Origin of the sequence: Magnetovibrio sp. (assembly GCF_036568125.1) — a bacterium.
Classification (GTDB): Bacteria; Pseudomonadota; Alphaproteobacteria; order Rhodospirillales; family Magnetovibrionaceae; genus Magnetovibrio.
This window is the reverse complement of sequence record NZ_DATCTF010000005.1, coordinates 44,172-67,038: the sequence shown is the minus strand read 5'-3', so window position 1 is coordinate 67,038 and position 22,867 is coordinate 44,172. Positions and strand designations below refer to the sequence as shown.

General features: G+C 57.2%; 26 protein-coding genes. 14 read left to right on the top strand and 12 right to left on the bottom strand.

Annotation, left to right across the window (positions count from 1 at the left end; all coding sequences use genetic code 11):
* The first annotated feature begins 9 nt into the window (after positions 1–9).
* The 8 genes from VIN96_RS02195 (at position 10) to VIN96_RS02160 (ending at position 6,872) form a co-directional block, all read left to right on the top strand.
* Positions 10–2,685: a hypothetical protein gene (locus VIN96_RS02195; protein ID WP_331893792.1), complete on the top strand. Its 2,676-nt coding sequence runs from the start codon at positions 10–12 to the stop codon at positions 2,683–2,685.
* A gap of 35 nt (positions 2,686–2,720) precedes the next feature.
* Positions 2,721–3,080: a hypothetical protein gene (locus VIN96_RS02190; protein WP_331893791.1), complete on the top strand. Its 360-nt coding sequence runs from the start codon at positions 2,721–2,723 to the stop codon at positions 3,078–3,080.
* Positions 3,080–3,247 (top strand): hypothetical protein, encoded by a 168-nt coding sequence (locus VIN96_RS02185; protein WP_331893790.1) that lies wholly within the window; start codon positions 3,080–3,082, stop codon positions 3,245–3,247. The genes VIN96_RS02190 and VIN96_RS02185 overlap by 1 nt, the downstream gene beginning before the upstream one ends.
* Before the next feature lie 4 nt (positions 3,248–3,251).
* Positions 3,252–3,896 carry a hypothetical protein gene (locus VIN96_RS02180; protein WP_331893789.1) on the top strand — a complete coding sequence of 215 codons (645 nt, stop codon included), beginning with the start codon at positions 3,252–3,254 and terminating at the stop codon, positions 3,894–3,896.
* A gap of 150 nt (positions 3,897–4,046) precedes the next feature.
* Positions 4,047–5,552, top strand: coding sequence for a phage terminase large subunit (terL, locus tag VIN96_RS02175; RefSeq protein ID WP_331893788.1), 1,506 nt, complete (start codon positions 4,047–4,049; stop codon positions 5,550–5,552).
* Between the two features lie 109 nt (positions 5,553–5,661).
* Positions 5,662–5,976, top strand: coding sequence for a hypothetical protein (locus VIN96_RS02170; RefSeq protein WP_331893787.1), 315 nt, complete (start codon positions 5,662–5,664; stop codon positions 5,974–5,976).
* Positions 5,973–6,452 (top strand): cell wall hydrolase, encoded by a 480-nt coding sequence (locus tag VIN96_RS02165; RefSeq protein ID WP_331893786.1) that lies wholly within the window; start codon positions 5,973–5,975, stop codon positions 6,450–6,452. The genes VIN96_RS02170 and VIN96_RS02165 overlap by 4 nt, the downstream gene beginning before the upstream one ends.
* A gap of 36 nt (positions 6,453–6,488) precedes the next feature.
* The gene (locus VIN96_RS02160) at positions 6,489–6,872 is read left to right on the top strand and encodes a 3TM-type holin (RefSeq protein ID WP_331893785.1); all 384 of its coding nucleotides are present in this window, start codon (positions 6,489–6,491) and stop codon (positions 6,870–6,872) included.
* 49 nt (positions 6,873–6,921) lie between these two features.
* Here the strand turns inward: VIN96_RS02160 and scpA are convergent, their stop codons facing one another.
* On the bottom strand, positions 6,922–9,066 hold the full coding sequence (scpA, locus tag VIN96_RS02155) for a methylmalonyl-CoA mutase (RefSeq protein ID WP_331893784.1): 2,145 nt from the start codon (positions 9,064–9,066) through the stop codon (positions 6,922–6,924).
* A gap of 317 nt (positions 9,067–9,383) precedes the next feature.
* On the opposite strand from scpA, the gene VIN96_RS02150 reads away from it, so the two are divergent.
* Positions 9,384–9,854: a GcrA family cell cycle regulator gene (locus VIN96_RS02150; RefSeq protein ID WP_331893783.1), complete on the top strand. Its 471-nt coding sequence runs from the start codon at positions 9,384–9,386 to the stop codon at positions 9,852–9,854.
* A 161-nt stretch (positions 9,855–10,015) separates the two neighbouring features.
* Here the strand turns inward: VIN96_RS02150 and VIN96_RS02145 are convergent, their stop codons facing one another.
* Complete coding sequence (locus VIN96_RS02145) at positions 10,016–10,471, bottom strand: FliG C-terminal domain-containing protein (RefSeq protein WP_331893782.1); 456 nt, start codon at positions 10,469–10,471, stop codon at positions 10,016–10,018.
* 139 nt (positions 10,472–10,610) lie between these two features.
* Between VIN96_RS02145 and VIN96_RS02140 the strand changes: the two genes are divergently transcribed.
* Positions 10,611–11,072, top strand: coding sequence for a YtoQ family protein (locus VIN96_RS02140; protein WP_331893781.1), 462 nt, complete (start codon positions 10,611–10,613; stop codon positions 11,070–11,072).
* Positions 11,073–11,164: 92 nt separating this feature from the next.
* On the opposite strand, the gene VIN96_RS02135 is transcribed toward VIN96_RS02140, so the two are convergent.
* The 4 genes from VIN96_RS02135 to gluQRS all read right to left on the bottom strand — a co-directional run bounded on the left by VIN96_RS02135 (position 11,165) and on the right by gluQRS (position 14,442).
* Complete coding sequence (locus VIN96_RS02135) at positions 11,165–12,088, bottom strand: exopolyphosphatase (protein ID WP_331893780.1); 924 nt, start codon at positions 12,086–12,088, stop codon at positions 11,165–11,167.
* A 37-nt stretch (positions 12,089–12,125) separates the two neighbouring features.
* Positions 12,126–12,935 carry a protein-glutamate O-methyltransferase gene (locus VIN96_RS02130; RefSeq protein ID WP_331893779.1) on the bottom strand — a complete coding sequence of 270 codons (810 nt, stop codon included), beginning with the start codon at positions 12,933–12,935 and terminating at the stop codon, positions 12,126–12,128.
* Between the two features lie 23 nt (positions 12,936–12,958).
* On the bottom strand, positions 12,959–13,324 hold the full coding sequence (locus VIN96_RS02125; RefSeq protein ID WP_331893778.1) for a response regulator: 366 nt from the start codon (positions 13,322–13,324) through the stop codon (positions 12,959–12,961).
* 218 nt (positions 13,325–13,542) lie between these two features.
* Complete coding sequence (gluQRS, locus tag VIN96_RS02120) at positions 13,543–14,442, bottom strand: tRNA glutamyl-Q(34) synthetase GluQRS (RefSeq protein ID WP_331893777.1); 900 nt, start codon at positions 14,440–14,442, stop codon at positions 13,543–13,545.
* Between the two features lie 100 nt (positions 14,443–14,542).
* Between gluQRS and VIN96_RS02115 the strand changes: the two genes are divergently transcribed.
* The 4 genes from VIN96_RS02115 to VIN96_RS02100 all read left to right on the top strand — a co-directional run bounded on the left by VIN96_RS02115 (position 14,543) and on the right by VIN96_RS02100 (position 17,382).
* Positions 14,543–15,103 carry an HPP family protein gene (locus tag VIN96_RS02115; RefSeq protein ID WP_422655642.1) on the top strand — a complete coding sequence of 187 codons (561 nt, stop codon included), beginning with the start codon at positions 14,543–14,545 and terminating at the stop codon, positions 15,101–15,103.
* 291 nt (positions 15,104–15,394) lie between these two features.
* Entirely contained in the window at positions 15,395–15,943 is a 549-nt protein-coding gene (locus tag VIN96_RS02110) for an HNH endonuclease (RefSeq protein ID WP_331893775.1), read from the top strand.
* A gap of 224 nt (positions 15,944–16,167) precedes the next feature.
* Positions 16,168–16,782: a 30S ribosomal protein S4 gene (gene rpsD / locus VIN96_RS02105; protein WP_331893774.1), complete on the top strand. Its 615-nt coding sequence runs from the start codon at positions 16,168–16,170 to the stop codon at positions 16,780–16,782.
* Positions 16,783–16,908: 126 nt separating this feature from the next.
* Positions 16,909–17,382, top strand: a complete 474-nt coding sequence (locus VIN96_RS02100; protein ID WP_331893773.1) for a hemerythrin domain-containing protein — start codon at positions 16,909–16,911, stop codon at positions 17,380–17,382.
* 8 nt (positions 17,383–17,390) lie between these two features.
* On the opposite strand, the gene VIN96_RS02095 is transcribed toward VIN96_RS02100, so the two are convergent.
* The 6 genes from VIN96_RS02095 to purS all read right to left on the bottom strand — a co-directional run bounded on the left by VIN96_RS02095 (position 17,391) and on the right by purS (position 22,802).
* Positions 17,391–18,830 (bottom strand): mechanosensitive ion channel family protein, encoded by a 1,440-nt coding sequence (locus VIN96_RS02095; protein WP_331893772.1) that lies wholly within the window; start codon positions 18,828–18,830, stop codon positions 17,391–17,393.
* Between the two features lie 191 nt (positions 18,831–19,021).
* Entirely contained in the window at positions 19,022–19,360 is a 339-nt protein-coding gene (gene grxD / locus VIN96_RS02090; protein ID WP_331893771.1) for a Grx4 family monothiol glutaredoxin, read from the bottom strand.
* A 39-nt stretch (positions 19,361–19,399) separates the two neighbouring features.
* Complete coding sequence (locus VIN96_RS02085; RefSeq protein ID WP_331893770.1) at positions 19,400–19,639, bottom strand: BolA family transcriptional regulator; 240 nt, start codon at positions 19,637–19,639, stop codon at positions 19,400–19,402.
* A gap of 29 nt (positions 19,640–19,668) precedes the next feature.
* Complete coding sequence (gene purL / locus VIN96_RS02080; RefSeq protein ID WP_331893769.1) at positions 19,669–21,873, bottom strand: phosphoribosylformylglycinamidine synthase subunit PurL; 2,205 nt, start codon at positions 21,871–21,873, stop codon at positions 19,669–19,671.
* 15 nt (positions 21,874–21,888) lie between these two features.
* Positions 21,889–22,554 (bottom strand): phosphoribosylformylglycinamidine synthase subunit PurQ, encoded by a 666-nt coding sequence (purQ, locus tag VIN96_RS02075; protein WP_331893768.1) that lies wholly within the window; start codon positions 22,552–22,554, stop codon positions 21,889–21,891.
* 5 nt (positions 22,555–22,559) lie between these two features.
* The gene (gene purS / locus VIN96_RS02070; RefSeq protein WP_331893767.1) at positions 22,560–22,802 is read right to left on the bottom strand and encodes a phosphoribosylformylglycinamidine synthase subunit PurS; all 243 of its coding nucleotides are present in this window, start codon (positions 22,800–22,802) and stop codon (positions 22,560–22,562) included.
* Positions 22,803–22,867: the final 65 nt, after the last annotated feature.

Here is a 22,867-nt window from a genome sequence, read left to right as displayed (position 1 = left end):
GAGTTACCAATGGCGGACCACATTAAAATTGGGGATATATCGCCGCGCGTCATAGACCGTGGGGACGGTGTGAAAAAGACCTTCGGTTTTCAATTCGCGGTGTTTAAGGACACCGACTTGGAAGTGTACGTAGATGGCGCGCTGCAGACCCTGAGCACCGATTATACAGTGCTGAGGACCGAACAAGTCGCAGGCGGTACAGTTGAATTCGCGGTGGCCCCAGGCGATCAAGTTCCGGTTGTGCTGGTGCGGCGTCTGCCCATTGAGCGCACCAGTGATTTTCAAGAATCGGGTGCATTTCGATCCAAAGTGATCAACGACGAATTGGATTATTTGACGGCCGCCTTGCAACAGGTCGCGGACGATCAAAGCCGGTCCGTTCAATTGCCCACATCCGACGGTGCATCGAACATGACCTTGCCGGATACGGCGTCACGTGCAGGCCGGATACTGAGCTTCGACAGCATCGGCGGCGTTGCGCTCAGTTCGCCCGACAGCTTGTCGCTGGCGACGCTGCAAGCGTTCATGGATTGGAAGGTCGAGACCTTCACCGGCGATGGTGCAACAAGCGATTTCACCTTGTCCGCGGAACCTGGGCAGGTCGCCAACACCCAAGTGTTTTGGGATGGTGTCTATCAATCGAAAACCAACTACACGATTTTGGGCAATGCTCTTTCCTTCACCACGGCCCCGCCTATGGGCACCAAGGTCGAGGTGGTGTATGGCGCGGCGTCGTCAACGTATGTGCCGGCTGATGGTTCGATCGCCGACGCGAAAATATCCGATCTCAATTGGTCGAAAATCACCGGCACCCCGTCGACGGTAGCGGGTTACGGCATCACCGACTTTGCGACCAACGTGGTCGGATCTGGAGCGGCGATGCTTGGTTCGAATGGTGATTTCACCGTCAACGTGAAAGCCACAACGGCGGGGACCGCATTGTCGCTGTGGGGCATCCAATCGGGCAATCATGCGGGGTTATATATCCAGCAAACGGGCGGCGCGGCGTTTACAGGCTCGAACGGTCTCGCCGCCGCCGACATTAACGTCGCGGCGGGCTCGACGGGTATCGCGGCACGTGTTCGAAACGCGGGCACAGGATATACATTCGTTTGCGATGAGGATTTTAAGGTCGGCAAGACAGCGGCCGCCATCGATTTTGTATACGCGACGGGTGGCGCAAGCGGCACCGTCGGCAACGGTGCGCAAGGCGCATCGGCTACCGTTAGCATAAGCCACGGCACTAAAGGAGCCGGAACCCACAATTTCTACTCTGATTGGCTGTCGACGAATTCGTTACAGTTCCAAGTAAACACGATTTCGTCCGCCGCCGTGAACTATGTCCAAGTTTACGGCAATTCGACCGGCGCGCCCCCCGTTGTCGCGGTCGAGGGCTCCGACCCTAATATTAGTATGTATATCGACAGCAAGGGGGCGACCGGAATTTACTTTCGCGGTAACGGCGCGGCAATTCAACATTGCGTGGCAAGTGTCGCAAGTGCGGTTAACTACTCTCAACTCTATGGCTCGGTAACGGGTTCGGGTTTGGTCGATACGGCTGTCGGCTCCGACGCGAATATCCATCGCGCCTTTTCTACGAAGGGGACCGGCGTCAGCTATATGACAGCCGGGCAACACCAGTTTATCACCTCTGGCGGCGCACAGTTTATTGTGAATGATGTCGCGAGCGCCGTGAATTACGGTTCCTTGCAGGGTGGCCCCACGGGCGGCTGGCCAATCCTTACGTGGGGCGGGAGTGACGCGACGGTTAGCTCTGCCACTACGACCAAGGGGGCGGGCTCTCAATACTTTTACACAAACAGCACGACGAATAGGCAGTTTCAGCTAACGCATACCGCATCGGCGATTAACTATCCTTCCGTAACTGGCTCTCCCACGGCGGGAAACCCTGTGTGGAGTGTCGATGGTAGTGATGCAACCCTTACCCACCAACACAATGCTAAAGGGGCTGGCTCCCACTCGTTCTATGGCAGTGGCACGCTTCAATTCATTGTAGCCCCTCTTGCTTCTGCTGTTAGTCACTTTCAAGTGAATGGTGGCGCTACGGCGAGCGGTGTTGCACAGCGCGTTAATAGTGCCGAAGCGAACGCTTGGGCTTTGATGTACTCCAAAGGCGCGGGCGGTTTCCAGTTCTATGGCCAGGGCGATACTACGCAGTTTAGGCTCAATCCGGTGGCGTCTGCGGTTAATTATCCGCAGATCAGCGGAGCCGCTACAGGCGGCAACCCGCTGTATCAATCAGTAGGCTCTGACGCCAATGTATTGTTGTGGCTTTCTGACCAAGGTTCCGGTGGGACTGCAATTAGCTCTGCTAGTTGTACAGCGTTTAAGGTTGCGCCCGTAACAGGTGCCGTGAATTACCTACAGGTAGCAGGGGCAGCGACCGCGACCTCCGCTCGTATCTCAGTTCAAGGGACCGACGCGAATAACTCCCTCGATTACACAATCAAAGGAACGGCGGGTTATCACAGTTTCAAATCACGGGACGGTGGGAACCATATACTCGGCATCGGTGAAGGATATGGCGGTACTGGCCTCATCTACTTTCCCAATCAATCCCCCCCTACAGTCACCGCAGTAAGCGGCGGGCTTCTCTATGTCGAGGCGGGCGCTCTCAAGTATCGCGGCTCGTCGGGCACGATCACGACGCTCGGCGCGGCATAACCTCATCACTTAAACACACGTAAGGAGAATACAAAATGGCTATCACTTTTTGGGGTGGCATCGCCACCAAATCTAAAATCGAGGCAACGTCCGAGTGGGCATCCGTCGACGGTACAATCAAGAAAGTTCAGCGTAAGGAAAGTGGATTTTCGACGGCGTCCGAAACGGCCCGCGACGATTTGATCGCTGCAGCCGACGCGCTTACGCCTGATCTCGACGACGTCAAACAGGTACAAGTCTATAGCGCTGTGACGGACCCGGAAACGGGCGGCGCACTCGTCGACATTTCGTTCAAAAACGGGACTTCGATGCGGATCGGCGACGATGAGGCCGTACCAGCCGCATTGGCGACGGCACGCGACGCGTTCATCGCGGCGGTGACGGCAGACCTGTGATGTTGAGCCGCCAAGAAGCACAGGTGGTCTTGGAGCTCTTGAACCGAGTTTCGGTTCAAGGGCTCCAAGAGGCCACCAACCTCGCCGCCGTTGCCCAGAAAATCAGTGTTCTGGCGCAACGCCATCCCGACACGCCGTCGGATCAAAACTTAGAACCCGGAGATTGATATAATGTCGACAACTCAAGTCACGACGTCCGTAATTGCCGATGGTGCGGTTACTGCTGCGAAGGCTGGCGATAGTCTCGTAAGCGGCCAAGCCACCGTAACGGTTGCGCCTGATGATGTTGTGTTGATTGGCGACACGTCAGACAACGGAAAACCGAAGAAAGTCTCGGCACAGGAGGTCGCCAATCTGGCGCCGAGTAAGGTTATGCAGATGGTGAGCCTGCAGACCGGTGCGGTTGCGTCAGGCGTAAATGCTATTCCCGCCGATAACACCATCCCGCAGAACACCGAGGGCGACGAATACATGCAGCTCGCCATCACACCGACGGATGCAGCCAACACTCTTGTTGTCGAAGTGGTGGCATTCCTTGGTCACACCACGGCGGGCGGAACTTTTGTGGGAGCGCTATTCAGAGATGCTGTCGCGGATGCGCTCGCGGCGGGGCAGATGAGCAGTGCGGGTTCTATGAACCCTTTTACGTTCAAGCACATTATGGCTGCAGGTGGAACGTCGGAGATCATATTCAAGTTTCGCGCCGGTGAAGCCGGTGGTGCAACGACCTATTTCAACAGCTCAAACGGTATGCCGACTGGCATGTTTGGCGGCGTTGTTGCAAGCTCGATCACGGTCACTGAGTACAAGGCTTAGGGGTGTGTCCGAAAACCTACCGCCAAAATGGGTGACAGTTCCAAGGTGCAGGGTTGCTGTCGCGATCATAATGATCGGCGAATTAAAACCGTAACCAGATAAATGCATTGATCACTACGATGATATCAACCTCATTGAGGAAGCTGAAGGATGGAAGAACTCGGTCCTCCCCCGGACTTCGCTGAATTTGTCGCCATCTGGAACAAGGACCAAAACCTAACCACCCCACGTCATCACAAAAACATCTCGGCGTGGCTGGAAAAAAGTTGGAACGGAAAAGATCGCGAACTGCTTTTGATGGCGTTTCGCAATTCGGGCAAGTCGACTTTGGTCGGCCTTTTTTGTGCCTGGCTTTTGGCCCGTGATCCAAGCCTGCGCATCATGGTGTTGGCGGCGGATTTGTCGTTGGCGCGAAAAATGACGCGCAACGTCAAACGCATCATCGAACGCCATCCCATGTGCGCGGGCCTCAAACCCAAAAGCCGCGATCAATGGGCGTCGGATCAGTTCACCGTCAACCGCGACAGCGAACTGCGCGACCCATCGATGTTGGCCAAGGGCATCATCGCCAACATCACCGGATCGCGTGCCGACGTGGTGATTTGCGACGACGTCGAAGTGCCCAACACCTCGGACACGGCGCAAAAGCGCGAAGATTTGCGCGAGCGTTTGGACGAGATCGACTATGTCTTGGTGCCCGGCGGCTTGCAGCTTTACGTCGGCACGCCGCACACTTTCTACACCATCTATGCTAAGGTCGCGCGTCGCGATGTGGGTGAAGACCAGCCTTACCTCGATGGCTTCAAGCGCTTGGAAATTCCCATCTATGACGCCCAGGGGCGTTCCAGGTGGCCGGAGCGTTTTCCGACTAAGAAGATCGAAGCCATCCGCAGACGCACGGGTCCCAACAAGTTCCGCAGCCAAATGCTATTGCAGGCCGTCGATATCGCCGAAGGGCGATTGGATGCGGACCTCTTGATCCCTTACGGGGACGAATTGAGCTATGCGGAAATGAACGGCGAGGCGGTGCTCAGTCTTGGCGCGCAAAAGCTGGTGTCGGCCAGTGCATGGTGGGATCCCAGTTTTGGCGCGCCAGAGCGCGGCGACCGATCGGTCATCGCGTGTGTCTACACATCCGAAGATGGCCGCTATTGGCTGCACCGCATCAAGTATATGACCCATGATCCATCATTGGTGGCGGAGGTGTCGGAGGCCGAGCAGCTGTGCCGCATGGCGGTCGAGTTTGTCAACGATCTGCACCTGCCGTCCGTGACGCTGGAAACCAATGGCATCGGCAAGTTTCTCCCCAGCCTGTTGCGCCGGGAACTGGACAGCCAAGGGGTGGCGTGCGCGGTGCTGGAAAAGTCTTCCAGCGTCGCCAAGGATCGCCGCATCCTCGAAGCGTTCGACGCGCCGCTGGCGGCGGGGCGCATTCATGTGCACGAACGGGTCAAGGAAACGCCGTTCATCACGGAAATGCGTGAATGGCGCCCCGGTTGCAAAGCACCCGACGATGGGTTGGATGCGGTCGCGGGGTGCTTGTTGGCCGAACCCGTGCGGCTGCCGCGCAATCCCAATGCACAGCAAAAAACGATACGGCCAAGCTGGGCCGGCGGCGGTCGGGCGTTCGCGGCGAAAACCAGCTTCGAACTCTAAACGCTCTCGCAGGCCCGAAATCCGGCTGCGCGCCCCCGTTATTCAGCCCCCGTTATTCGACGGGGGTTTTTCTTTGCAATCACAACACATAAAAACAAAGGAGACCCACATGCAAACTGCATCGGGCCTGGATCTGATTTGGTGGGTCACCGCCGTTGAATTGCCCGCGTTGGCGGGCCTGTTTTGGATCGGTTGGCGCAATCACCGCGCCGCGCTCGACGACATCGATGAAGTCCGTCACGCAGCCGACGTGGGCTTGGCGCACCTGCGCGAAAATCTCGACGCCTACAAATTGGACGTGGCGAAAAGCTACGCCTCGATCTCGTATTTGCGCGACGTCGAAGAACGTCTCACCGGTCATCTCATCCGCATCGAAGAAAAGCTCGATATCACCCGCGCGGCGCGCGTCGGAGGTGTGAAATGAACGCGCCCGAAAAACTCTTCGACACCAAAACCATGAAACGGGACAACGATCTGCACGCCCAGCGCAAACGCGATGTTGATGTGTTGGCACGCACCATCTATGGCGAGGCACGCGGCGAACCCGTGCGGGGTAAGGAGGCAGTAGCCTGTGTCGTCATGAACCGCGTCAAACGCGCCAAGGCCCGGGGCGGTTATTGGTGGGGCGATACGGTCGAGAAGGTGTGTCTCAAGCCGTGGCAGTTTTCATGCTGGAACGAAAACGACCCCAACCGCGAAAAGATCGAACGGATCGAACCCGGCCACCGGGTGTTCGATACTTGTTTGCGCATCGCGCGCCGCGCGGTGTCGGGTTGTCTCGAAGATCCGACCCGTGGCGCGACCCACTACCACACCGAACAAGCCAGCCCGCCGTGGTCGCGCGGCCGTCCCGCATGTGCGGAGATCGGGCGTCACCTGTTTTACAACGACATCGAATAACGCGTTCAGGCAATCGCGTGGACAAAGGAGAATGCCATGTTTCCCGCAATCATCGCCCCGTTGCTGACGGGGTTGCTCGGCGTCGTCGACAAGGCGGTCGAAGACAAGGACCAAGCCGCCCAGATTAAGGCGCGGCTCAATGAACTGGCGCTGTCTGGCAACATGAAGGAACTGGAAGCGGCGGCGAGCATCATCGTCGCCGAAGCCCAGGGCGAAAGCTGGCTGCAACGCAATTGGCGACCGCTGCTGATGGTGCTGTTCGGCGTGATCATCGCCAACAACTATGTCGTGGTGCCAATATTCAACACCCCCGCCGCCGAAATTCCCCCCGACATGTGGGACCTGCTCAAACTCGGCGTCGGTGGCTACGTGGTCGGCCGCACGGTGGAGAAGGGGTTGAAGACGTGGCCTAAAACGTAAAACGGCGCTTCGTGATGAAGCGCCGTTTTCTTTAAGAGGACGTGCGGGACTATACCGTTTTGCGCGTGGCCTTGATGCAGTCGAGCACTTTGCGCGCGGCAGTGGGGATGTGGGTGCCGGGTTCGAACACGGCGGCGACGCCAGCATCGACCAAGAACGGATGATCGCGTTCCGGCACCACGCCGCCGACGATGATGACGATGTCGTCGGCGTCGCGCTTCTTGAGCTCATCGATCAGTTCCGGCACCAAGGTCTTGTGGCCGCCTGCTTGGGTGGATACGCCGATGGCGTGGACGTCGTTTTCGACCGCTTCCTGGGCGGCCTCGGCCGGCGTTTGGAACAGCGCGCCGACATCGACCTCGAAGCCCAAATCGGCGAACGCGGTGGAGATCACTTTCGCGCCGCGATCGTGGCCGTCCTGGCCCATCTTCACCACCAACATGCGCGGGCGACGACCGCGTTCAGTGGCGAAGGCTTCGACCTCATCGTGGGCTTGGGCGTAGGCGTCATCGCTTTTCAACGCTGCGCCGTACACGCCGGTGATGGTGTGGGTCGTGGCTTGGTAGCGGGTGTAGACGTCTTCCAAGGCGTCGGAAATTTCCCCCACCGTGGCGCGCACGCGGGTGGCCTTGATGGCGAGATCCAACAGGTTGCCGTCACCGGATTTAGCTGCATCGCGCAAAGCTTGCAACGCACCGTCGACAGCACCTTGGTTGCGGCTGGCGCGGATGTCGCCCAGGCGTTTGATCTGGGCGTCGCGCACCGCTGAGTTGTCGACCTCCAACAAATCGATCGGGTCTTCCTTGTCCAGCGTGTACTTGTTCACGCCGACCACGACTTCTTCCAAGCTGTCGATGCGCGCCTGTTTGCGCGCGGCGGCTTCTTCAATGCGCATTTTCGGCAGGCCGGTCTGCACCGCCTTGGTCATGCCGCCGACGTCTTCGACCTCTTTGATCAGTTTGCGGGCCTCAACGGCGACCGCGTTGGTGAGGCTTTCGACATAAAAGCTGCCGGCCAGCGGATCGACGACCTTGGTGATGCCGGTTTCTTCCTGCAGAACCAACTGGGTGTTGCGCGCGATGCGCGCGGAAAACGGCGTCGGCAAGGCCAGCGCTTCGTCCAGCGAGTTGGTGTGCAGGCTTTGCGTGCCGCCCAACACCGCCGCCATGGCCTCGACCGTGGTGCGGATGACGTTGTTGTAAGGGTCCTTTGCCGTCAGCGACACGCCCGATGTCTGGCAGTGGGTGCGGAGCATTTTCGATTGCGGGTTTTTCGGATTGAACTGTTCCATCAGTTCCGCCCACAGCACGCGTGCGGCGCGCAGTTTGGCGACTTCCATGAAGAAGTTTATGCCGATGGCGAAAAAGAACGACAAGCGCGGTGCAAAGCTGTCGACGTCCATGCCCGACGCAATGGCGGTGCGCACGTATTCGATGCCGTCGGCGATGGTGTAGGCCAATTCCTGCACGCAGGTCGCCCCGGCTTCTTGCATGTGATAGCCGGAAATCGAGATCGAGTTGTAGCGCGGCATGTGCTGGGAGGTGTAGCCGATGATGTCGGACACGATCCGCATGCTTGGTTCGGGCGGATAGATATAGGTGTTGCGCACCATGAACTCTTTGAGAATGTCGTTCTGGATGGTGCCCGACAGCTTGGACTGATCGACGCCTTGCTCTTCGGCCGCGACGATGTAGCCCGCCAGCACCGGCAGCACGGCACCGTTCATGGTCATGGAGACGCTCATCTCGTCCAACGGAATGCCGTCGAATAGGATTTTCATGTCTTCGACGCTGTCGATCGCCACGCCGGCCTTGCCGACGTCGCCGCTGACGCGCGGGTGATCAGAATCGTAGCCGCGATGGGTGGCCAGATCGAACGCCACCGACAGGCCTTTTTGGCCGGCCTTGAGATTGGCGCGATAAAACTTGTTGGATTCTTCCGCGGTGGAAAAGCCCGCGTATTGACGGATCGTCCACGGACGACCGGCGTACATGGTGGCGCGCGGTCCGCGCATGAACGGATCGAAGCCGGGCAGGGAGTTGACCTGCTCGATCCCTTCCAGATCTTCAGCCGTATAAAGCGGTTTGACCGCGATGCCTTCCGGCGTTTCCCAGATCAGTTCTTCGGGGCCTGCGCCCTTTAATTCTTTCGTTGCTAAAGCATCCCATTGTGTCAGGGTTGGCTTGTCGTTCATATCCCCAGGTCCTCTGCCCTTTTCGAATGGGCCGCGTATCTCCCCATAGCGGCCGCCAAAGGCAATAAGTATAGCGGTCACGTGCTGCAGTGCGAATACATATTTCGCACGTGCGAAACACCCGTCGCTTCTCAACGCACAGTGGCGAACTTATCCACAAGATATTGTGTCTTCATAGGTGCATTCTTCCTCAATGTTGTTATTATGCCCTCAGCGGCACTGATGAGCCGCGACCGAAAATAACAAGGGGTTTCGGCTTGCAATGGCGCTCAGGGCATCACCAGAGCGCATGAGCCAAGGATAATCGGAGTAGATTGATGAGTGTCGAGGAATGGACGCCTGAACGTATTAAGGTTTTGATCGCCCTGTGGGAAGAGGGGCTGCCCACCAGCGAGATCGGCCGCCGTCTCGGCGTGACCAAAAACGCTGTGGTTGGCAAAGTGCACCGTTTGGGGCTGAAAAAGCGCCAGTCGCCGATTCGCCAAACCGCGGCGACCACGGCTCAGCCGAAAAAACCCAAAAAGATCGTTGCGCCGACGCCAGTCGCATCCTCTGTACCGTCCGGCGATGTGGTTCGGTTGGAAGAGTTGACGGCGGCCATGTGCTGCTGGCCCGAAGGTGAACCCGGCACCCCGGAATTTCACTTTTGCGGCAAGCCTGCCGCGCAGGACAAGCCCTATTGCGAGGCGCACTGTGCACGTGCGTATGTGAAGGTATCGAAAGATAAGAAACGGGCGGTTGCATCGACGGCTTTGCCGAAACCGAGCAACGATTTCGAAGCCGCCTAGCGGTTTCTCCTTGTGCTCTCGGTCGGATTTATCCGGCTTGGCGTACAGCCCCAAAAGACCCTCAAAATGGACCGATCCCGAGTTTTCTCGAGGTGGTCGATTTTGGGGGTCTTGGCTTTTTTGCGTTTGGGCCCCCGGATGCGGGGATGGGGGCAAAAGGCTTAGGCGTTGATTTCCAACACGCCGTCGTTTTGCAGCTGGTTGGTGACCTCGATCAAGCGAATCACCGCAGCGCCCAATTGTTCGTCGTCGATACCGTCGGTGAAACGGTATTCCAGATCCTCCGACAACATCTTGTGTTTGCGTTCACTCATGTTGTCGAACAGCTTGGCATGCAAAAGGGTGTCGTTTTCGGTGCTTTTGAGAAACACCAAGATGTCGTCGTCCGTGACGCTCATGATCAGTTTTTGCAGCCCCGTGTCGTTGCCGGCTTTCAGGCGTTCGGCCAGGTCGCGGGCTTCATCGATGGGGCTGACGGTTGAAATGGCGCCGGGCGTGAGAGATTTCACAGACTCCATCAGCAAGACTTTGAGTTCACGCGTGGTCAGCGTGTGGGTGGTGTCGTCGAACGAAATGGCGTACACCCCATTTTGAGCTTTTTTGACGCTGATCTTCATGCCTGGATGTGGTTCTCAAATCGCCCCTAAGAATGCTAAACCCTCTCATAGCTGAGGCGGATTGACAAGTGTCATGGGCCACCGCAGAGTCGCTGCCAAGCAAGCCCCTAAGTACATATAATATGAGAAAAGTGAGAACATGATGTCGAACCGTATCTGGACCATCTACCTGTCGGGCGAAATTCATAGCGATTGGCGCGAGCGTATCGCCCAAGGCGCCGAAGAGGCCGGGTTGCCTGTGGAGTTCGTTTCGGCGGTCACCGATCACGATGTTTCCGATAAATGTGGCGTTGAGATCTTAGGTGTCGAGGCAACAGGATTTTGGACCGATCACAAGGGGGCCAAGGTGAATGCGTTGCGCACCCGGGTGTTGCTTGAAGAAGCCGATATCGTGGTGGTGCGTTTTGGCGATAAGTACCGCCAATGGAATGCCGCTTTCGATGCCGGTTACGCCGCCGCCATCGGGACGCCGATGATCACGTTGCATGATCGGGAACTGACACACGCGCTGAAGGAAGTCGATGCCGCGGCGCTGGCAGTGGCCGAAACGCCTGAGCAGGTGGTTCGTCTGTTGACTTACACCATTAAGGGTACGCTGTAACGCCTGCCTGATGGCGTAAAAACGACGTAAAAAAGCGGGGCCAGGGGCACCGCTTTTTTTGATGGTTAGACTGTTTCGCGCCGTCGCTGGGGTCAGTTCAGGCGGTTCACAAGTTCCTTGAGAACCGTCTCGGCCCGCCCGGTTTCGATTTGGCAGGTACCAGCATTGGCATGGCCGCCGCCGCCGTATTCCAACATCACCGAGCCGATGTTCACCGGATTGGTGCGGTTCAGGATCGATTTACCGACCGCCATAATGGTTTTTGTGCCGTCCGACGTGTTGGTCAACTGGATCGAGACGTTACACTCAGGGAAAAGGGCGTAGATCGTGAAGCGATTGCCGGCATAGACCGTTTTTTCATTGCGCAAATCAACAACCACGACGTTGTCTTGAACCGTGCTGCAAGCACGCAGCTGAAGCTCGAACTTTTCTTCGTGTTCGAGGTACAGATGGGTGCGTTCCTCGACATCGGGAATGGCGAGGATTTCTTCTACGGGGTGATGGCGTACATACACCATCATGTCTTTCATCAGCTGTTCGTGGCTAATCTCGAAATCTTCAAAACGCGACAGCCCGGTGCGCGGGTCCAAGATGTAGTTCAGGAGCGTCCACGGTTCCGGGGCGAGGATGTCCTCTTCGGTGAACTGCGCGCTGTCGGCCCGATCGACGGCGTCCATCAGGTCGTCGGGAATGGCCGGGAATTTGTCTTTACCGCCGAAATAATTGTAAACCACGCGGGCCGCCGACGGCGCATCGGCCTCGATGATGTGGTTGTCGCGCTTGCCGACGCGTTCCGTTTCACTGATGTGGTGATCGAAACACAGATGCACGCCTTCCACGTAGGGCAGGTTGGTGGTGATGTCGTTTGCCGTGATCTGCACCAAGCCATCTTGCATGGCTTTGGGTTCGGCAAACACAACGTCGTCAATGAGGCCCAACTCGATCAGCAGGCCCCCTGCGACTACGCCATCGAAGTCTGCACGGGTCACAAGACGGTATTTTTTGTCGTCGGACATGGCACTCAATCTCTATGCGTCAACTGTTTCCACACCCCTAAGATAGGGCGTAGACACCTCTCTGTCCTTGGACAGGTTTGAATTTATCGGTCACGCCCAGGACGGTTTCTGCGCCGCCGAGGAAAAGCATGCCGTCTTTGGGCATCAGCCGGGAAATGTTATCCAAAACCTTGCCCTTGGTTTCCGCATCGAAATAGATCAACACGTTTCGGCAAAACACGATGTCAAAGCCGCCAAGTTGTTTTAGATCGTCAAGAAGGTTCCAGTACTTGTACTGAACCATGGTCTTGATTTCGGGTTTGATTTCCCAGGTCTCATCTTTTTTGTCGAAATATTTCAGCAGCAGTTGGATGGGCATTCCGCGCTGTACTTCAAACTGCGAATACATCCCGCCTGCGGCTTTTTTGAGGATATCGTGGGAAATATCGGTGCCCACGATATCGATTTTCCAACCGGCCAGTTTTACGCCCAACTCTTTGAGAATGATGGCGATGGAATAAGGTTCCTGGCCGGACGAGGCGGCCGCGCACCAGATGCGCAGATGCTTCTGCGCCTGTCGCTTTTCGAGAATCGGCGGCAGCACTTCGTCGCGCAGCAAGTCGAACGGCTTAACATCGCGAAAGAAGAACGATTCGTTGGTTGTCATCGCTTCGGTGACTTCAACGATCAAAGCTTCTTCCTTGCGCGAGCGCAAGTGACCGATCAGGTCTTCAAGACCTTTCAGACCGTGCTTGCGCGCGACCGGCATCAACCGGCTTTCCAGCAGGTACGCTTTGTCGGGTGTCAGCACCAGGCCGGAACGGCCTTTGATCAGCGTGCTGATGAACTCAAAATCTTCGGGGCTCACGTCGAGTACTCCGTGGCAGGCAGTTAGATCAAGCCCACTTGCTGGAACTTGGCCTGAATAATGTCGGAATCGAACGGTTTCATGATGTACTCGTTCGCGCCAGCGGTCATAGCTTCTTGGATGTGATCGAGATCATTTTCCGTCGTGCAAAAGACCACGATGGGCTTGTCGCCGCCGGGGGCTTTGCGCAGCTCACGCAGAAAGGTGATGCCGTCCATGACGGGCATGTTCCAATCAAGCAGAACGGCTTCAGGCATTTTCGCCATGCAGGCGTCCAATGCTTGTTGGCCGTCCGCGGCTTCCTCGGTTGCGAATTCCAGTTCCTGCAATATCTTGCGGGCGACCATGCGAATGACCTTGGAATCATCAACAATGAGACAGGTTTTCATTGCTATAGAATCTTCTTTCCAGGAGTTCCCTTGGATTAAACGGTAAGGTCAGATTGCGAGATCTTTCCATACCACGAAGCTTTGGCCTTTTGGCGAAGGCCTAATGTTTAGTCATACTTTGTCGCACCCCACTCTTAATAAAGGGCAAAGCCCCTGAATTCGCAAGCCGAATCTGCACATCGCCTGTAATCTAAGGAAATAAGCATGAAGTCCGTGCGTTAAGGAAAACCGGCCATGCGCCGAACATCCGAGGGGCTGTAGCCGTTTTGGCGTAAGTCACGGATGGTTTCGGCTTTATCGCGTTTGGCCAAGCGCCGTCCATCGGCTGCGACCAACAATCCGTGGTGATGATAAGCCGGAGTGTCGAGACCGAGCAGCTTTTGCAGCAAGCGGTGGATATGGGTGGCGGGAAACAAGTCTTCGCCGCGCGTGACCAAGGTTACCCCTTGCAGGTGATCGTCGATGGTGACGGAAAGGTGATAACTGGTCGGGATGTCCTTGCGCGCCAGCACCACGTCGCCAAAAATCTCCGGCCGCGCCGACACCCGGCCTTGAACGGCGTCGATCCAATGCAGTGCACCCGCCGCTTGGATGGCACGCGCCATATCCAGGCGGAGGGCGAACGGCGTGCCGCTGTCGGCGCGGGCCTTGCGTTCTGCGTCGCTCAGCATCAGGCAGGTGCCGGGGTAGATGGGGCCGTCGGGCCCGGAGGCAACCAGATGCGGTGCGCCGTTCGCCGCTTCGATTTCAGCCTTGATATCGGCGCGGGTGCAAAAACAGGGATACAAAAGCCCCATACGGTTCAAGCGGTCGAGGGCGCTTTCGAAATCCGCCAAATTGTCCGATTGGCGACGCACGGGCTGTTCCCATTCCAAGCCCAGCCAGGCCAGATCTTCATAAATGGCGGTTTCGAATTCTGGACGGCAGCGCCCGGCATCAATGTCTTCGATGCGCAAGATGAAACGCCCCGAACCATCAAGGTTTGGGCCCTTGGCGGCACGGTAGGCGAACAACGCCGCATAGGCGTGGCCCAGATGCAGAAAACCCGTGGGGCTGGGGGCGAAACGGGTCACCACGGGGAGATTTTCCGAACGAATTGGCGTTTGAAGGTCGCTCATGTTCTCAAAATGAAAGCAAAGCCAAATTCGTGCAAGGCAATTGCCTTTTTGAGGCTTCGGTTTTATCCATGTGGTGGGAATTAGATTTGAAGGCTGTGGTATGGTGAAACGTTTTATACATCGCCACCAACCCGGAAATTCGGCCATATGCTGGCTAAAGTCTGGCTTTGGCGCGGCTATTGGGTTGGGCGCTGTCGGTCTGTTTGGCGAATTGAGCCATCAACCGTTTTTGATCGCGCCGTTTGGCGCGTCGTGCGTGTTGCTGTTTTCCGTGCCCAAAAGTCCGCTGTCGCAGCCCGTGAACGTGATTGGCGGGCATTTGGCCGCGAGCGCCTTGTCGATCGCATTGCGGGGCTTTTTACCGCCGGAATGGTGGGCGATTTCGTTGGCCGTTGGCGCGGCCATCGCATTGATGGCGATGTTGCGTATCACCCATCCACCCGCGGGCGCAGATCCGGTGGTGATTTTCTTGTCCGATCCTGGTTGGAGCTTTCTGTTCGTGCCCATTTTGCCGGGGTGTTTGGTGCTGGTCGGTATCGCCACCTTGGTTCACATGATTCCACCCAGAACCATTTATCCCTTGGTATTGGAATGGGTTATGCGGGAAGACGAAGACCCTCAAGCCCCTGACCCAGATCCGGAAGAGGATCTCAAGGCATGAAAAAAAACGGTGGTAAAACCGTATTTGGTGTAAAGTTTTGGTAACGGAAACCATATAGAGTATCGTTAGGGGACGCATCAGGAGACGTTTTGTGAATTCGCCTCACCGCATTTCGCCGATCAAGCAAGCCTGCTCCCTCGTGGGCAGGTCTCAATCGTCGTTTTCGGGCCATGAACCGATTTCGGCACGGACCGTGGTCTCTCATCGGCCTTCGACTCCCACCAGCATAATTGCCGCCGCCCGCGTTTTCGCGGGCTTTTTTGTGCGTGAATTTTCGGCGGAGGTGGGCGCATGAGCGGCTTGCAAACCTTGGTGCTTAACGCCGACTATCGTCCCCTGTCTTACCATCCCCTGTCGTTGTGGTCGTGGAAGGATGCGGTTTCGGCGCTGTTCATGGAACGGGTCAATCTGGTCGAGAGTTACGACAAGGTGGTGCGCTCTCCCAGCCTCGAATTCAAGGTGCCGTCAGTGGTGGCGTTGAAACGCTACGTCACCTTCAACGGCCGACCCGCGTTTACCCGTTACAACATCTACCTGCGCGACGATTTCACCTGTCAATATTGCGGCCATGCTTTTTCGGCGCGCGAATTGACCTTTGATCACGTCATGCCGCGTTCGCGGGGGGGCTTGACCGAATGGTCGAACGTTGTCGCGGCATGTTCGCCGTGCAACTTGAAAAAGGCCAATCATACACCCGAAGAAGCGGGTATGCCGCTGATCCAAGATGCCCTGGAGCCATCGATCCGCAGGCTCAATCAGGTGGCGCGCCGCCTGCCGCCTTCGGATATGCATCACAGCTGGCTCGATTATCTGTATTGGGACAGCGAACTCGAACTTTAGGATACCGCTCAACCCGGTTTCATGCCCTGGTTGATACACCCGAAATCGCCTTAAAAACCCTTGCGTTCAGTACTTTTGTGCGTATAGTGCGCGCTTTAGAGCTTTCCGGGAATGTGGATGGTGCCCTTCGTTGGCAGTCTTCCCGCCCTTCAACCCTCCTTTCGGGGGCTGACTGGGACTACTGGAACAACAAACAACGTACTGAAAAATAAGGTAGATTTACCATGTCGAAGCGTATTCGCTCGAAATACAAGATTAACCGCCGTTTGGGCGTGAACCTCTGGGGTCGCCCCAAGTCTCCGGTCAACGCCCGTGAATACGGCCCCGGCCAGCACGGTCGCCGCCGTTCCAAGCCGACCGATTACGGCACCCAGTTGATGGCCAAACAGAAGCTCAAGGGCTACTACGGCAACATCTCCGAAAAGCAGTTCCGCAAGTACTACGCCGAAGCCGTGCGTCGTAAAGGCGATACCTCCGAGAACCTGATCGGTATTTTGGAAAGCCGTCTGGACGCCGTGGTCTACCGCATGAAGTTCGTGCCGACCGTGTTTGCGTCCCGTCAGTTCGTCAACCACGGCCACGTTCTGGTCAACGGCAAGCGCGTCAACATTCCGTCCTACATGGTCAAGGAAGGTGACGTGGTCGAGATCAAAAGCGGTTCCGAAGTGATCCCGATGGTCATCGAAGCGATGAACTCGTCCGAACGCGAAATTCCCGATTACATGGACGTCGACGTGAAAAAGGGCAAAGGTTCCTTCGTTCGCGTCCCGAAGCTGGAAGACGTGCCGTACCCGGTTCAGATGGAACCGAACCTGGTTATCGAATTCTATTCGCGCTAACCGCGCCGAACACGGAATTCGCGCCAGAAGCGCATTCAAAAGGCCACTCCTCAGGGAGTGGCCTTTTTTGCGCCTATATTATCCAAAAATAATTTGTACAACTTATGGGTTTGAGTTACATTCCCCTTGGGCAAACGTAAAGCGGGCGGGCAGCAGGGAATGGATCATTTGACGTTGAACGAATCGATGCTGGTCGGGCACCGGCAAATCGATGCCGGGCATGCTGCACTCGTCGGACTTGTGAACAAGTGCGTTGATTTAGTCGGGAATTCGGTCGCTGCGGCAGAACTCCACACGGTCCTCATTGAGCTGAGAGACATGTTCGTGCGGCACATCGACGAAGAAGAAACCATCATGCGGGATCTCGGCTACCCGGACATGGAGGTGGAGCGAAACGAGCATGTCGACGGCATGAAGCGGCTCAATCAACTTTTGGATCAGTGCCGCGAAGGTGCTGATTTGGACGAATTGTTGCGTGAAGTTTCGGGGCTCTTATTGACGGTCTTCATCAAGTCGGATATGGGCTTTAAAAGTTTTCTGCAAAGCATCGATTACCAAGATGAACCTCGCGGCGATGGCGAGGGTGCGTTCGTTGTGTAAATTTCGGCTTACGATGCACGCGCGAAGAAAGCGCGGATTTTGGTTAAGAAAGCTCCAGCGGCTTCATCGACTTGCAGGCTGAGGTCGGCCTGGGCCGTGTCGCTGAGCACCGCGATGTTATGAATTTCGCGTTCGGCGATGGCGTGACTGAGCAGCGGCGCCACTTCTGGGTTGCTTTCCATCAATTCCGACATGTTGGCCTTGGTGATTTCGCACAACACGCTGTCCGCGGCGCAGACGATGGTGGCGGATCGTTTTTCGCCGGTGAGCATGGATTTTTCACCAAAGAACGTCCCAGGTCCGAGGTCGGCAACCTGCAAACGGCTGCCGTCGTCTTGGTCGATGAACACTTCAAGAAGACCTTCGGCCAGAATGAACATCGAATCCCCCATCTCGCCTTCGCGCACCACCACATCTCCACGTGACATGGATTTGACGGTCATGCGTTCGGCGATAAAGATGAGGTCTTCTTCGGCCAGGGATGAAAATAGCGACAGGCGACCGAGTTGATGCACCTGGTCTTTGTCGTAGTTCCAGTTGCGTTGGCGCCACGGCATGCGCGCCAAGAACACATCGCGCCGCGGCGGCGTCAAACTCAGCCCTGCGTGATTGAGGTGCGAGGCGATGTTGGCGATGATCGTATTGCGGGCTTTGCTGGGGGTGACCTTTGTGGGGTTGAGGAAATAACGTAGACGGTATTCGATGCCGTGTGGCGATATGCCATTGGCGCGTACTTTGGGTGCCGGGTGGGCCAGCGGTCCGGCATTACCGATGGATTGCGTAAGCGCTGCACCCAGAATACGCAAAGCCCTATCGGTGGGGACGCTAAAGTCCAAGACCACATCGATTTGAAAGCGTCCGACCAAGTCGGGCATGTCGAAATTGGTGACAATGGTCGTGGTGAGGAAGCTGTTGGGGATGATCACCATGGTGCGCGATGTGGTCCACAACCGGGTGGTGCGCCAGTTTGTTTCTTCGACGCGTCCGACATATTCGCCAAAGCGGGTGTGGCAGTTGATGAAATCGCCGACCTTGAAGGGCCGCTCCATATGGATTGCCAGCCCCGAAAACGTGTCTAAGATCAGGTTGCGTAAAGCAAAGCCGATGATCAAGCCGAGTGCGCCGGATGTCGCCCACAGGGCGGTTACGGACTGATCGTAAACATTGGCGAGGATGCCCGATAGGGCCAGGAAGAAAACCACCACGCCGCTGAGCTGTACGATCAGGCGGGGTGGGTTTCGACCGAGCGTTTTTGTGACGAACCCCTGCCAAATGATCAAAACGATCAGTCGGTTGAATAGATATGCCCCACTCAGCCAAACGAGTGTTTGCGCTGCTTGTGATGCAGGAATTTCCCACGATGCGGGCAGGAGCGAGATGTTGGCGACCAGGTAATGGAGGCCAATGGTCGATAAGAGCGCAACAATAGGCACAAATGTGCGTGCCAAAAAATTGGTCCAAGTCGATGATGTCACAGAGCAGCCCCCCGACTGACAGGCCCGCGCACGAGCAATTTCGTCCTTTTACAATTGCCCGAGCAGGAAATGCTACAAAAATATGACAAAATACAAATCTGCCCATGAAAAAGGCCGCCCCGGTGAGGAGCGGCCTTTCAGAAGTGCGGTGGGCGTCAGCCGAATTAAGCGGCTTGGTAGGCGATGCCCTTGTCGTCGAACAGCTTTTGCAGTTCGCCGGTTTGGTACATTTCCTTGACGATGTCGCAACCGCCGATGAATTCGCCTTTGACGTAGAGCTGCGGAATGGTCGGCCAATTGGAATAGGCTTTGATGCCTTCACGGATTTCCATGTCTTGCAGCACGTCGATGCCTTTGAATTTGACCTGCATGGTGCTCAGCGCACCGACGACTGCGGCGGAAAAACCGCACTGCGGGAACATCGGGTTGCCCTTCATGAACAGCACCACGTCGGTGCTGTCGATTTCAGATTTGATGCGGTCGAATACGGGATTGTCACTCATGTTTTCATAAATCCTTTTGAATTGCACTCTGCGCGGCGCTTAAGCGTCTTCGGGAGCTGAGGTCTGAAGGCCCAATGCGTGCAGGGCTTGATCCATGCTGCCTTTCAGTGCGGCGTAGACCATTTGATGCTGTTGCACACGGGATTTGCCGATGAAGGCTTTCGACACCACGCGCGCGGCGTAGTGATCGCCGTCGCCGCGCAGGTCTTCGATGTAAACCTCGGCATCGGGCAAACCTTCCTTGATCAGGCGTTCGATCTCAGCGGCTTCCATCGCCATGGGGTATCTCCTCTAAATTAAAACCGGACTTATTCGTAATCCGGGTGGGCCATGTAGTCCGGCATCCAGGCTTCGTGGGCCTCAGACAAGTTGCTAACGGATATGGTCCCTGCGTTTGCAATGGTCAAGGCATCACTTTGGACCACGCCGATTTTACTGGCAACCACGCCGGCGCGTGCCGCCGCGGACAACAGGGCATCGGCGTCGCGGGTGGTGGCGAGGTAGCGAGCCTGATCTTCACCGAACAACCACGCATGCAAAGGCAACGCGCCGCTTTGGTCTTCGACGTTGGCGCCAAGACCGGACTTCATCGCCATTTCCGCCAGGGCGACACCAAGGCCGCCATCGGACAGATCATGACAGGCAGTGATGTGGCCGTCGAGGATCTGGCTGCGCACGAAATCGCCGTTCTTGCGTTCCGCCACCAAATCGACGTGCGGGGCGGAACCTTCGTTGCGGCCTTCGATTTCCGCCAGGTACTGGGTCGCGCCCATATGTCCGGCGGTCTCACCGATCAGCACGATCGCTTCGCCTTCGGCGACAAAGCCCATGCCTACGGCCTTGCTGACGTCCTTGATCAGCCCCACGCCACCGATGGTCGGGGTGGGCAGAATGCCTTGGCCGTTGGTTTCGTTATAGAGCGACACGTTGCCGGACACGACCGGATAGTCGAGCGCAATGCACGCTTCGCCGATGCCCTGAACCGCGCCGACGAATTGGCCCATGATTTCCGGACGCTGCGGGTTGCCGAAATTCATGTTGTCGGTGATCGCCAACGGCAACGCGCCGGTAGCGGTGATGTTGCGATAGGTTTCTGCAACCGCTTGACGCCCACCCTCGATGGGATCGGCGACGCAATAGCGCGGCGTCACGTCGGACGACATGGCGACGGCCTTGTTCGATCCGTGAATGCGCACCATCGCGGCGTCGCCGCCGGGACGGCCCAAACCCGTGGTGTCGCCCATGACCATGTGGTCGTACTGTTCCCAGATCCAGCGCTTGGAACAGCCGTTCGGGGTGCTGACCAAGGTCTTGATCGTGGCCATGATGTCGGCCGGCGCAGCGACGTCTTCAGGTTTGATATCGGGGCGCTTGGGGGTCGGCACGTGCGGACGGTCGTACTCGGGGCTGGCTTCGGCCAGCGGGTCGATGGGCAGATCACCGACCATTTCGCCCTTGTGGAACAGACGCATGCGCCCGGTGTCGGTAAGCTCGCCGATGATGGCGAAGTCCAATTCCCACTTTTCGAAGATGGCTTTGGCCATCTCTTCTTTGCCGGGTTTCAGCACCATCAGCATGCGCTCTTGAGATTCCGACAGCATCATCTCGTAAGGCGTCATGTTCTGTTCGCGCTGCGGCACGTTGTCCAGGTTCATGTCGATGCCGACACCGCCTTGGGACGCCATTTCGAAGCTCGAAGAGGTCAAACCCGCCGCGCCCATGTCTTGAATGGCGACGATGGCGTCGGTCTGCATCAATTCCAGGCATGCTTCCAACAGCAGCTTTTCGGTGAACGGGTCGCCGACTTGAACCGTGGGGCGTTTTTCTTCCGAATCCTCGGTGAATTCGGCCGACGCCATGGTCGCGCCGTGGATGCCGTCGCGGCCGGTCTTGGAACCGACGTAAACCACCGGATTGCCGATGCCCGCAGCGGCGCAATAGAAGATGTTCTTGGCGTCCGCCAGGCCGACGCACATGGCGTTGACCAAGATGTTGCCGTCGTAGCTGGCATCAAACTCGCATTCGCCGCCCACCGTGGGCACGCCCATGCAGTTGCCGTAGCCGCCGATGCCTTCGACCACGCCATGCACGAGGTGACGGGTTTTCGGATGATCCGGTACGCCGAAACGCAGGGCGTTCAAGTTGGCGATGGGCCGCGCGCCCATGGTGAACACGTCGCGCATGATGCCGCCGACGCCCGTCGCCGCACCTTGGTACGGTTCGATGTAGCTGGGGTGGTTGTGGCTTTCCATCTTAAAGACGATCGCGTCGTCGTCGCCGATGTCGATGATGCCGGCGTTTTCGCCCGGGCCGCAAATCACCCACGGCGCTTTGGTCGGCAGGGTCTTAAGCCACTTTTTCGACGACTTGTAGGAACAATGCTCCGACCACATGACGGAGAAAATGCCCAATTCGTTGAGGTTCGGTTCGCGGCCCATGATGTCGAGCACCATTTGGTACTCGTCTTCGCTGAGACCGTGTTCCTTGACGATTTCGGGGGTGATGGTGGTCATGTCTGTTGCTCCCCCTTAGGCCGCAATGCTTTTGATCAGGCCGTCGAACATCGGCCGTCCGTCGGTGCCGCCCAGCAACGGGTCGACCAGACGTTCGGGGTGCGGCATCAGGCCCAGCACGTTGCCGGCCTCGTTGAGCACGCCGGCGATGTCGTTGATCGAACCATTGGGGTTCTTAACGTAGCGGAACGCCACTTGGCCGTTGCCTTCGATGGCTTTCAAGGTTTCAGCGTCGGTGAAGTAGTTGCCGTCGTGGTGCGCCACCGGATAGGTGACGATCTCGCCGGCATCGTAGCCGCTGGTGAACACGGTGTCGTTGCGCTCGACCTTCAGTTTCACATCTTTGCAGATGAACTTAAGGTTTGCGTTGCGCATCAGCACGCCCGGCAGCAGGCCGCTTTCGCACAGCACCTGGAATCCGTTGCACACGCCGAGCACCGGTGCGCCGCGGTTCGCGTGCTTGACCACTTCGGCCATGATCGGCGAACGCGCCGCCATGGCGCCGCAGCGCAGATAATCGCCGTAGGAAAAGCCACCCGGAATGGCGACCAGATCGTAGCCGGACAAATCGGTCTCGCGGTGCCAGACCATGTCGACGGGGGAGCCAAGGGATTGCTCCAGCGCAACCTGCATGTCGCGGTCGCAGTTGGAGGCGGGGAATACGATGACGCAGGCTTTCATGGGACTCAGCCTTCGATGTCGATGGTGTAGTTCTCGATAACCGTGTTGGCGAGCAGCTTTTTGCACATCTCGTCCACTTGGGCGCGGGCTTTGTCCGCGTCGGTCTCGGCCAGTTCCAGTTCGATGAACTTGCCTTGGCGTGCTTCGTTGACGCCGCCAAAGCCGAGCGAGGAGAGGGTGTGTTCGATGGCCTTGCCCTGGGGGTCGAGGACGCCGTTTTTCAAGGTGACGTGAACTTTGGCTTTCATGGGTGCTCTCTGAGATGCTCTCTGATTGATCGTAGAAACGAACTCAGGCCGAGGGTTGCCTCGGC